This is a genomic window from Streptomyces pathocidini (assembly GCF_001418495.1).
Taxonomy (GTDB): domain Bacteria; phylum Actinomycetota; class Actinomycetes; order Streptomycetales; family Streptomycetaceae; genus Streptomyces; species Streptomyces pathocidini.
Window position 1 is genome coordinate 1 of the sequence record NZ_LIQY01000148.1, and the last position, 10,169, is coordinate 10,169.

General features: G+C 71.0%; 12 protein-coding genes. 7 read left to right on the top strand and 5 right to left on the bottom strand.

Going from position 1 to position 10,169, the window contains the following annotated elements; translation table 11 throughout:
- The 4 genes from AOK16_RS09150 to AOK16_RS09165 form a co-directional block, all read left to right on the top strand.
- On the top strand, window positions 1-708 hold a 708-nt coding region (locus tag AOK16_RS09150; protein WP_157859156.1), incomplete at its 5' end, for a polysaccharide deacetylase family protein.
- A 12-nt stretch (window positions 709-720) separates the two neighbouring features.
- Window positions 721-1,863 (top strand): PP2C family protein-serine/threonine phosphatase, encoded by a 1,143-nt coding sequence (locus tag AOK16_RS09155; protein ID WP_055471746.1) that lies wholly within the window; start codon window positions 721-723, stop codon window positions 1,861-1,863.
- A gap of 111 nt (window positions 1,864-1,974) precedes the next feature.
- On the top strand, window positions 1,975-2,601 hold the full coding sequence (locus AOK16_RS09160) for a hypothetical protein (RefSeq protein WP_055471747.1): 627 nt from the start codon (window positions 1,975-1,977) through the stop codon (window positions 2,599-2,601).
- 238 nt (window positions 2,602-2,839) lie between these two features.
- Complete coding sequence (locus AOK16_RS09165) at window positions 2,840-3,655, top strand: SAM-dependent methyltransferase (RefSeq protein ID WP_055471748.1); 816 nt, start codon at window positions 2,840-2,842, stop codon at window positions 3,653-3,655.
- A gap of 150 nt (window positions 3,656-3,805) precedes the next feature.
- On the opposite strand, the gene AOK16_RS09170 is transcribed toward AOK16_RS09165, so the two are convergent.
- Window positions 3,806-4,048, bottom strand: a complete 243-nt coding sequence (locus tag AOK16_RS09170) for a DUF7848 domain-containing protein (RefSeq protein WP_240483474.1) — start codon at window positions 4,046-4,048, stop codon at window positions 3,806-3,808.
- Window positions 4,045-4,296, bottom strand: a complete 252-nt coding sequence (locus AOK16_RS09175; RefSeq protein WP_055471749.1) for a hypothetical protein — start codon at window positions 4,294-4,296, stop codon at window positions 4,045-4,047. Before AOK16_RS09175 ends, AOK16_RS09170 begins: the two co-directional genes overlap by 4 nt.
- 195 nt (window positions 4,297-4,491) lie before the next feature.
- Between AOK16_RS09175 and AOK16_RS09180 the strand changes: the two genes are divergently transcribed.
- The 3 genes from AOK16_RS09180 to AOK16_RS09190 all read left to right on the top strand — a co-directional run bounded on the left by AOK16_RS09180 (window position 4,492) and on the right by AOK16_RS09190 (window position 6,951).
- The gene (locus tag AOK16_RS09180) at window positions 4,492-4,734 is read left to right on the top strand and encodes a DUF397 domain-containing protein (RefSeq protein ID WP_055471750.1); all 243 of its coding nucleotides are present in this window, start codon (window positions 4,492-4,494) and stop codon (window positions 4,732-4,734) included.
- A gap of 100 nt (window positions 4,735-4,834) precedes the next feature.
- Complete coding sequence (locus AOK16_RS09185) at window positions 4,835-5,752, top strand: helix-turn-helix domain-containing protein (RefSeq protein WP_055471751.1); 918 nt, start codon at window positions 4,835-4,837, stop codon at window positions 5,750-5,752.
- Window positions 5,753-5,964: 212 nt separating this feature from the next.
- Window positions 5,965-6,951, top strand: coding sequence for an LCP family protein (locus AOK16_RS09190; protein ID WP_240483477.1), 987 nt, complete (start codon window positions 5,965-5,967; stop codon window positions 6,949-6,951).
- A gap of 68 nt (window positions 6,952-7,019) precedes the next feature.
- Here AOK16_RS09190 and gndA read toward each other — a convergent pair whose 3' ends face one another.
- The 3 genes from gndA to AOK16_RS09205 form a co-directional block, all read right to left on the bottom strand.
- On the bottom strand, window positions 7,020-8,465 hold the full coding sequence (gene gndA / locus AOK16_RS09195) for an NADP-dependent phosphogluconate dehydrogenase (protein WP_055471752.1): 1,446 nt from the start codon (window positions 8,463-8,465) through the stop codon (window positions 7,020-7,022).
- Window positions 8,466-8,563: 98 nt separating this feature from the next.
- Window positions 8,564-9,040 carry a DUF5709 domain-containing protein gene (locus AOK16_RS09200; RefSeq protein ID WP_055471753.1) on the bottom strand — a complete coding sequence of 159 codons (477 nt, stop codon included), beginning with the start codon at window positions 9,038-9,040 and terminating at the stop codon, window positions 8,564-8,566.
- Between the two features lie 132 nt (window positions 9,041-9,172).
- The coding region (locus AOK16_RS09205) for an ATP-dependent DNA ligase (RefSeq protein ID WP_055471754.1) at window positions 9,173-10,169 on the bottom strand (997 nt) is incomplete at its 5' end.

Consider the following 10,169-nt stretch of genomic DNA (forward strand, 5'->3'; position numbering starts at 1 on the left):
GTAGTGGGGGCCACCGCCGCCGCGGGCGCGCTCGTCCTCACCGCGACCGCCGCGGCCGCCAACGCCGACGCTCCCACCCCCGCCCCCGCCTACAGCCAGACCCGCTGCGGCAACACCTCGGACCGCACCCTGCTGACCTTCGACGACTGGTCCTACAAGGACCCGTACCGCACGATCCGGATCGGCGCGTACCTGCGGTCCCAGGGGATCCGCGCCGCCTTCTTCCTCATCAACGAGCAGGCCGAGGAGCACCCGGACATCGTCAGCACGCTGCGGCAGCAGGGCCACTACGTCGGCAACCACACGTACTCCCACCAGCACCTGTCCCGGCTCACCGAGGACGAGGCGGTCGCCGAGATCGGCAACGGCGTGCGGAGCAACCTGCTGCGGCCGCCGTACGGGGACTTCGGCGAGCGCGAGACCACCATCGCCGACGCCCTGGGCTACCGGATGTGCACCTGGACGGTCGACACCCTGGACTGGGAGGAGACCGACGGCGGCTTCCGCTCCACCGAGTCGATCCGCGCCACCGTGCGGGAGGCGCCCGAGGAGGACAAGCGCGGCGGAGTCGTCCTCGGCCACCTCGACTACCACTACCCCGACGCCGTGCCCGGCATCGTCGCCGACCTGACCGCGGAGGGCTACGCGTTGTGCCGCAACACCGGCCCGGTCGGCGCGACCGCTCCGTTCCCGCTCGACTGCGGCTAGGCGGGCCCACCCGTGGGGAGCCCGACCGAGTGGCGCGGCACCGCCGGCCGCGCCGTCGTGCGCCGGCTGAAGCTGCTGCCCGCCGTGATCATCGTCGCCGGCGTCCTCATCGACTACTTCACGCCGCCCGACTTCAGCGGCGCGGCCCTCTACTCCGCCGCCCCGATGGCGGGCGCCCCCGTGCTGTCGCTGCCCGCGCTGATCCTGACCGGGCTGGCCGCGTGCGGCGCGGACATCGCGCTGCTCGCGCACTTCGGCTACTGGGGCCCCTCGGGCGGGTACAGCGAACTGTCGTCGGTCGTGATCATCTCGGCGCTGGCCGTCCTCATCAACCGGCTGCTCTACCGCAGTGACGTGCGCCTCCAGTCGGCCCGCACCATCGCGCTCGCCGTGCAGCGGGCCGTCCTGCCCGAACCCCCGCCCCGCGTCGGCCCGATGACGATCGCGGCGCGCTACACGGCGGCCCACGAGGGCGCCCAGATCGGCGGCGACCTGTACGCGGTGCAGGACACGCCGTACGGGGTGCGCTGCATCGTCGGCGATGTGCGCGGCAAGGGGCTCAACGCGGTCGAGGCGGTCGACATCGTGCTGGGGACGTTCCGCGAGGCCGCCGAGGAGGAGCCGACGCTGGCCGAGCTCGCCGCGCGGCTGGACCGTGCGCTGACCCGGGAGAGCAAGCGGCGGGCCAACCTCGACGACGTGGAGGGGTTCACGACGGCGGTCCTGGCCGAGATCCCGTACGGCGGTGAGGAGTTGCGGCTGTTCAACCGCGGCCACCCCGGTCCGCTGGTGCTCCTGGACGGGGCGGTGCGCTACGTGGAGCCCTCGCAGCCCGAGCTGCCTCTGGGCCTGGCGGTGCTGTGCGCGGACCGGGACAGGGCCGACACGGTGCCGTTCCCCGAGGGCGCGACCCTGCTGCTCTACACGGACGGCCTCTCGGAGGCCCGGGACCGCGACGGCGCCTTCTACGATCCGGTGGCCCGGCTGACCGGTCGCCGCTTCGCCAGTCCCGACGCGCTCCTCGACCTCCTCCTCGACGAGGTGGGGCGCCACACCGACGGGCTCACGACCGACGACATGGCCCTTCTCGCGCTCACCCGCGGGCCGCGCTTCAACCAGATGGGCGAGGGGGCCAGCCGTCGAACAGCCGAATGACGCGTCATCAAAACGTGTCCGGCTTCGCTGGGTTGTCCGTCACATATGTCATGTTTGGTGATGGAATACGGCCATGCGCCATGTGGTTCCCGAAGTAGGAGAGAACTGACCATGCCGAACGTCCTGAAGAAGCCCTGCAGAACGACCGCCTTCGGTCCGGGCGCCTTCGCGGCCGCCATGGCCCTCGGCGGATCGCTGCTGACCGCGGCGCCCGCGCAGGCTGTATCGCCCGCGCCGCCCGCCCCTGCCGCGACGCACGTCAAGCCCGCGAAGCCCCAGCCCGTACAGCCGGCGAAGCCCGCGCCGTCCGAGGCCTCGGACCAGTCGGAGGCCGCCGAGCCGGCGGAGTCCTCCGACGCGGCCGAGTCCTCGGAGGAGTCGCAGCCCGAGCAGTCCGCGAACCCGACCGACCCGACGGCCCCGACCCAGGCGGCCAAGCCCAAGCCCCCGGCCCAGCCGGTCGGCGTGGTGGTCGGCGCCCACCGCCTCAAGGAGCGCCAGTACCCCAGCACCGACTCCTCGGTGAAAGGCCTGCTCAGCCCGAAGAACAAGATCCCCCTGAAGTGCAAGGTCCACGCGCTGAACATCGGCGGGAACGACGTCTGGTTCCTGAGGAGCGACAAGCCGGCCTGGATCCCCGGGAAGCACGTCGACAACGACCGCCCCGTGAAGCTCTGCAAGGACGTGGAGGGCAACCCGCTCGACAACGACCCGAAGATGAAGAACGCGGTGGGCTGAGACCTCCGGACCCCGTACGCAGAGAGCGGCCCCGACGGCGACGAACCGTCAGGGGCCGCTCGCGTGTGCGCCCGGCCGGCGAGTCGCCGGCCGAGTGCGTGGCCCGCGGCCCGATCATTCCAACACCCGTTGTCCACAGGTTCGTTCGAACCATGCCCCAACCTGGAGTTTCCTCCTAGGATGGGGAACGTCGCGGCCGTACAGTCCGGATGGCCGCCGGAACGTGAGCGAGGGTCCGATGGTCCAGGGCGGTAAGCCGTTGTCCAACGAGGTCGACATCAACGTCCCGAGTGTGGCGCGGATGTACGACTACTACCTGGGCGGGAAGGACAACTACGAGGTCGACCGCGCGGCCTCCGAGGAACTCCTGAAGGTCGTCCCCAGCACCCAGGTCCTGGCGATCAACAACCGCCGCTTCCTCCAGCGGGTGGTGCGCGTCCTGGCGCAGGAGTACGGGATCCGCCAGTTCCTCGACCACGGCTCCGGCCTGCCGACCCAGGACAACGTGCACCAGGTCGCGCAGGGCGTGGACCCCCAGTCGCGTGTCGTCTACGTCGACAACGACCCGATCGTCCTAGCCCACGGCCGGGCGCTGCTGGAGGAGAACGACAAGACCGCCGTCATCCAGGCGGACATGCGGGACACCGACGGCATCTTCGGCAACGCCGAGGTCCAGCGGCTGATCGACCTCGACGAGCCGCTGGGCGTCCTGTTCGTCTCGGTCATGCACTGCATCCCCGACAGCGACGACCCCAAGGGCATCATCCGGCGGATAGCCGACCGCGTGGCGCCCGGCTCGGTCTTCGTGATCTGCCAACTGGTCAGCGAGGACAAGGCGACCCGCGACTTCGTGACCGACTTCATGGACACCAGCACGCACGGCAACTGGGGCCGGGTGCGTGAGGAGCGGGACGTGCACGCGTACTTCGAGGGCCTGGAGATCCTGGAGCCCGGCCTGGTCGAGGTCTCCACCTGGCGGCCCGGTGAGGACGCCGGTCCGAAGCAACTCACCCAGGAGTGGATCGAGTTCGGCGGCGTCGCCCGCAAGCCGTAGGACAGCGGCAGCGGACAGCACAGCGCTGAGGGGTCCCCTTGATCGGCCAAGGGGGCCCCTCAGCGCTGTTCGGTCTGGCTCAGCTCAGCCACCATTGAGCAGCCCACTCCAGACTGCTCAACCCCCGATGGGCAGCGCCCGCCAGACTACTCAGCCGCCGTTGGGCAGCGCCCGCCAGAAGTGGTGCACGACTTCCCGGAATCCGGTGTGCGCCGGAGCCCCGGCCACATGCCGTACCGCCCAGGCTCTCGCGGCCTCCGGGTCCTCGGCGGGCCCCGAGGCATGGCCGCAGGAGGTGCACTCCATCTCGAAGACGGCGGACGGGGCTTCCGGCGCCGGCTCCCGGATCATCGACCAGCGACCGGACCTGCCGTCCGCGGTGTGCACACTCACGACGCCCTCCTCGACGCTCCGTTCGCCGACGCCCCGTTCGTCGACGCACCACGCGCCGCACGCCACTGCGCGCGGCGCTCCGCGGGCGCGGGGCGCACGTCCTCCGGCGCCACCTCCCACTCGCGTCCGCCCTCGGGGCGCCGCAGGAACAGACTGCCGCCCTGGGCGTCCATGACGATCCCCAGGCGGCCGAGCCTCGCGTCCAGCACGAGTTCACCCACAGCGGGCAGTCCTGTTGGCTTGAGCATCCTGCTGACGGCTCTTCACTCCCTACGGAAGGCACGGCAGTTGCTGCCAGAGCTTGCTTGTTCCGGGTACCACTATCCCTGCCCGGAACCGGGGTCTGCAAGCACATCTGCAAGAACGCTTGCAATTGCACGGGCAGTTCGGCTTGAGTTCTCCCTGACCGACGCACCACAGGTCCCAGGCAAGGAAGAGACGCAGTGCACCAGTTCGAGAACGGCATCCCCGCGACCCGGATATCCGGCGCGGAGTGGACCAAGAGCAGCTACAGCAACCCCAACGGCAACTGCGTGGAGCTGGCCAAGCTCCCCGGCGGCGACGTCGCCCTGCGCAACTCGCGGGACCCGCACGGCCCGGCGCTGATCTACACCCGCGACGAGGTCCTGATGTTCCTTCACGGGGCCAAGGACGGCGAGTTCGACGGTATGGTCGGTTCGATCTGACCGTACGGGCCCGGGAATTGCGGCGCGGAACTGTACGCGGCGGCCCTCGCGGTGGAACACTGGTAGCTCACCTATGCACGATGCACTCAGGGGAGTCAGCATGACCGCCGCTCAGCAGGGCAGCGAGCGTATGATGAAGCGCTATCTCGAGCATCCGCGCGGAGGTCCGACCGCGCTGCGTATCGTGCTCGGGACGCAGCTCCGAAGGCTCCGCGAGCAGAATGGCGTCAGCACCCAGGCAGCGGCTGACGCCATTCGCGGTTCCCATGCGAAGATCAGCCGACTCGAACTGGGCCGTGTGGGCTTCAAGGAGCGGGACGTCGCCGACCTGCTCACGCTCTACGGCATCCTCGACCCCGCCGAGCGGGCCGACTTCCTCGCCCTGGCCCGGCAGGCGACCGCCCCCGGCTGGTGGCACCAGTACACAGACGTGCTGCCCCAGTGGTTCGAGACGCACATCGGCCTGGAAGAGGCCGCGTCCGTCATCCGCACGTACGAGAACCAGTTCGTGCCCGGCCTGCTGCAGACCGAGAGCTACGCCCGCGAGGTCACCAAACTCGGCAACCCGCGCGCCACTCCCACCGAGATCGAGCGGCGGGTCGGCCTGCGCATCGCCCGGCAGGGGCTCCTCCAGCGGGAGGACCCGCCGCGGTTCTGGGCGGTGCTGGACGAGGCGGTGCTGCGCCGCCCGATCGGCAGCATCGAGGTCATGCGGGCGCAGCTGGCGCACCTCCTCGAGCTGGCCCAACTGCCCCATGTGACCATGCAGGTCGCGCCGTTCAGCCTCGGCGGGGTCGCCGCCGCGGGCGGTCCGGTCACCATCCTGCGCTTCCAGGAACCGGATCTGCCGGACGTGGTCTATCTGGAGCAGCTGACCAGCGCCCTGTATCTGGACAAGCAGGAGGACGTGGACAACTACCTGTCCGTCATGGACCGGTTGTGCGCCGAGGCCGAGCGGCCCGCGGCCACCGTCCCGTTCCTACGCAAGGCACTTGAGGACCTCCCCGCCCCGGAGTGACCCCTCTTCGCCGGAGTGCCCACTTCGTCGAAGCGACCCTCCCGTCCGAGTGATCGCCCGGAAAATCGGGCGATTTTCCCCGAATACGCGCGCGTCGCGGCCGGTAGTGGCGTAGAACCGTTCAGGCTCGGCCTTATGGGCCTTGCGATGAACGGTGGGGGGAACTGACCATGAAGCGCGGGACGTTGGCAAGCGGCGACAGGAAGAGCCGCATGAGGCGGCGAGCCGAGCGGGTGCTGTGGGGAGCGCTGGCGCTGCTGTGCGTCGGCCTGCTGATGGCCGCCGGCACCGGCTGGTGGGCCGTCGACCACTACACGTCGAAGGTGAACCGCGTACCGCACGCCTTCCCCACCGATGTGCCGCCCGGCGAGCGGCCCTCGGCGGCCAAGGGCGGTCAGACCTTCCTGCTGGTCGGCGTCGACTCGCGATCGGACCTGCCCACCACCGGCACGGACGCCAAGGCGGCGCCGTGGAAGCCGGGGGCCCAGCGCAGCGACACGATGATGCTGATGCACCTGCCCTCGAACCACGCCACCGCGTACGTCGTCTCGCTCCCCCGCGACACCTGGGTGAAGGTCCCGGGGCACGGGCGGTCCAAGCTCAACGCCGCGTTCTCCTGGGGCGGTCCGCCCCTGCTGATCGACACGGTGCAGCGGCTGACGCGGGTGCGCGTGGACCATCTCGCCGTCATCGACTGGAGCGGCTTCCGCAAGCTGACCGACGCCGTGGGCGGCGTGGAGCTGTCCGTCGCCGGCGGTCCGGCGGAGCACATGAACGGCGCGGAGGCGCTGGAGTACGTCCGCGAGCGCAAGGACCTGCCGCGCGGTGACCTGGACCGCACGCACCGGCAGCAGAACTATCTGCGCGCCGTGCTGTCCAAGGTCCTCTCCGGCGACCATCTGACGAGCCCGCTGCGGACCAAGCGGCTGCTGGACCAGCTGACCGCGACGATCAGCGTCGACGACCGACTCTCCGACACCCAACTGCGCGATCTGCTCTGGGATTCGCGGGGCATGCGCGCCTCGCGGATGGTGTTCATGAACGCGCCCGTGGACCGCACGGCCACGGTCGGCGGCCAGTCCGTGGTCCTGCTGGACGACCACGGCTCGGCGGCCCTCTGGAAGGCCCTGCTCCAAGGCACGATGGCGGACTACGTGCGGGAGCACCGCGTGGACCGCCTCAAGCCCGTCGTCCAATGACGGTTCCGTTGGTGGCGGTTCTGTCGATGGCGGTTCTGTCGGTGGCGGGCGCATGACCGGGTGAGCGCTCAGTCTGCGGGCCGTTCCGTGCGGTCGCCGCCCCAGAGCGTGTGGAAGCTGCCCTCCCGGTCGGTGCGCCGGTAGGTGTGCGCGCCGAAGAAGTCGCGCTGGCCCTGGGTGAGCGCGGCGGGCAGCCGCTCGGCGCGCAGCGCGTCGTAGTACGTGAGCGCCGCCGCGAAGCCGGGGGTCGGCACGCCGTGCGCCACTGCCGTGGAGACGACCGCGCGCCAGGCGTCCTGCGCCTCGCCGACCTCGGCCGCGAACTCCTTGTCGGCCAGCAGCGTCGGCAGCCCGGGATCGGCCGCGTAGGCGGCGCGGATCCGGTCGAGGAACGCGGCGCGGATGATGCAGCCGCCGCGCCAGATGGCGGCGATGGAGCCGAGGTCGATCTCCCAGCCGTACTCCTCCCCCGCCGCGCTGACCATGTTCCAGCCCTGCGCGTACGAGACGACTTTCGACGCGTAGAGCGCGTGCTCGACGTGGTGGGCGAAGGCCTCGGCGCCCTGTTCGCTCATCGGCCGCCGCTCGGGCCCCGGCAGCGTACGGGCGGCCTCGCGCAGGTCCGCGTGGCCGGAGACCGAGCGCGCGAACACAGCCTCGGCGATGCCCGACACAGGCACGCCCAGGTCCAGCGCGGTCTGCACGGTCCAGCGGCCGGTGCCCTTCTGCTCGGCCCGGTCGGCCACGACGTCCACGAACGGCAGGCCGGTCGCCGCGTCGGTGTGGGCGAGCACCTCGGCGGTGATCTCGATGAGATACGAGTCGAGGCGCCCGGTGTTCCAGGTGCGGAAGGTCTCGGCGATGCGGGCGGGCTCGAACCCGGCGACGTGCCGCAGCAGGTCGTACGCCTCGGCGATGAGCTGCATGTCGGCGTACTCGATGCCGTTGTGCACCATCTTCACGAAGTGGCCCGCGCCGTCGGGCCCGATGTGGGTGCAACAGGGGCTGCCGTCCTGGGCCTTGGCGGAGATGTCCTCCAGCAGCGGGCCGAGCGACTCGTAGGACTCGGCCGAGCCGCCGGGCATGATGCTCGGCCCGTGCAGCGCGCCTTCCTCGCCGCCGGAGATGCCCGTGCCGACGAAGTGGACCCCGCGTTCGCGCAGCGAGGCCTCGCGGCGGCGGGTGTCCTGGAAGTGGGCGTTGCCCCCGTCGATGATCATGTCGCCGGGTTCGAGGAGCGGCGCGAACTCCTCGATGACGGCATCAGTCGGGCGGCCCGCCTTGACCATGACGACCAGCCGCCGCGGCCGCTCCAGCGAGCCCACGAAGTCCTCGGGCCGCTCCGCGGGAACGAAGGTTCCCTCGCCGCCGTACTCCTCGACGAGGGAACGGGTTCTGGCCGCCGTTCTGTTGTGCACGGCCACGGTGTGCCCGTGCCGTGCGAAGTTCCTGGCCAGGTTGCGGCCCATGACCGCGAGGCCGGTGACGCCGATGTGTGCCGACGCGTTCGCCATGCTTCAACTCCAGAAGGACAACTCGACGGATGCCGGCGCCTGTTCGGACCGCACGAGGTGATACGCGGGACACGGGATCCGCGCTCAGTTCCGGGGGATCACCACCGCTCCTCAGTGGCCTCGGTCTCGGCTACGACGTGCACGGCGGCCTCCTCGGCCGACGCGGCCGCACCGTCGATGCCGATGTCGCTCGCGACGAGGTCCTTCTCCTCGTCGGCGTGCGCCCCCTCGTCCGGCGCCACCAGGCGCCCGGCGCGCCGGTCCCCCACTTCCTCGTCGAGCAGTTCGCCGTCGCCCCCGGTCATGTCGCCCATGCCGTCCCCGTCGGGCACCTGGAGGTCGGGCAACTCGCGGGCCAGCCGCCCTTCGAGCGTCTCGCCCTCGTGCTGCTCCTCGGCCGTCGTGCCGCAAGTCTCCACGGCCCAGGGGCGCTCGGGCGGCGAGTACCCCTCGTCCAGAATCTGCTCGACACCGTGGTAGTCGAGGGTGTCCTCCGGCTCCAGCGGGCCGATGTCCTCGCGCTGGTCGGATTCGTCGGGCTGGTAGACCTCGTCACCCATCATGCTCTCGCTCATCGTTCGGCCTCGCTGACTCCTCGCCCCTCGCCGTACTCTGGCCGCCCTCCGGATGGGTGCCGGGTTCCCCTTCCAGCATCACTCAGTCCGCCCCGCCGGGCCACACTTGGCCGAGCCTGGCCTGCGAGCCCCCTACGAGGAACCCAGGATCTCCCGCAGGTCATAGCTGACGACCTCCTCCAGCTGGGCATACGTGCACGACGCCGGGTCCCGGTCCGGCCGCCAGCGGCGGAACTGCGCGGTGTGGCGGAAGCGGTCGCCCTGCATGTGGTCGTACGCCACCTCCAGCACGCGCTCGGGCCGCAGCGGCACCCACGACAGGTCCTTCGTACCGGTCCAGCGGCTGGGCGCGCCCGGCATACGGCTGGTCGCGTGCGCCTCCTCGCGGGCCCAGTCCGCCCAGGGGTGGCCCTCGACGGACTCCATGCGCAGCGGTTCGAGCTCGGTCATCAGCTCCTGCCGTCGCTTCATGGGGAAGGCCGCGCAGACCCCGACGTGCTGGAGCCGCCCAGTGCTGTCGTACAGGCCGAGCAGCAGGGACCCGACGACGGGGCCCGACTTGTGGTGGCGGAGCCCGGCCACGACACAGTCGGCCGTCCGCTCGTGCTTGACCTTGGCCATGACGCGCTCGTCGGGCCGGTAGCCCAGCTCCGGCCGCTTCGCGACGACCCCGTCCAGGCCCGCGCCCTCGTACTGGCTGAACCACTGCCGGGCCACCTCGACATCGTCGGTGACGGGGGCCGTGAAGACGGGGTCCGCCGCGTCCCGGAGGGCCTCGGTCAGCGCCGCGCGGCGCTCGGTCAGCGGGGCGTCCATCAGCGAGCGGTCGCCGAGCGCGAGCAGGTCGAAGGCGACGAAGCTCGCCGGGGTGGTCCCGGCGAGCATGCGCACCCGGGAGTCGGCGGGGTGGATGCGCTCCAGCAGCGCCTCGAACTCCAGCCGCCCGTCACGGATGATCACGATCTCGCCGTCGACCACGCAGCGCGGCGGCAGGTTGGCCCGGAAGGCCTCGACCAGCTCGGGGAAGTAGCGGGTGAGCGGCTTTCCGGTACGGCTGCCGATCTCGATCTCCGCACCGTCGCGGAAGACGATGGCCCGGAAGCCGTCCCACTTCGCCTCGTACCGCATG